Annotated in this window: 1 protein-coding gene; it reads left to right on the top strand. The window is 75.3% G+C overall.

Translation table 11 applies throughout. The features are described 5' to 3' along the window. On the top strand, nt 1-267 hold a 267-nt coding region (locus R0J87_RS20985), incomplete at both ends, for an NUDIX domain-containing protein (protein ID WP_498888683.1).

Here is a 267-nt window from a genome sequence, read left to right as displayed (position 1 = left end):
CGCGCCGCGCCCGCCCGCGCCGCACGTCACCGTCGCCACCGTGGTGGCGCGCGAAGGCCGCCTGCTGCAGGTGGTCGAACGCATCGACGGCCGCGAGGTGGTCAACCAGCCTGCCGGCCACCTGGAGCCGGGCGAGACGCTGCTGGAAGCGGCCGTGCGCGAAACCCGCGAGGAGACCGGCTGGGACGTGCGCCTGACCGCCCTCATCGGCTGCTACCAGTGGACCGCCGGCAACGGCGAGCCCTACCTGCGCTTCGCCTTCGCCGC

Origin of the sequence: Halomonas sp. SIMBA_159 (assembly GCF_046536035.1) — a bacterium.
Taxonomy (GTDB): domain Bacteria; phylum Pseudomonadota; class Gammaproteobacteria; order Pseudomonadales; family Halomonadaceae; genus Vreelandella; species Vreelandella venusta_A.
Note: the sequence above shows the minus strand (reverse complement) of the source record. Positions and strands in the feature narration are given on the sequence as shown.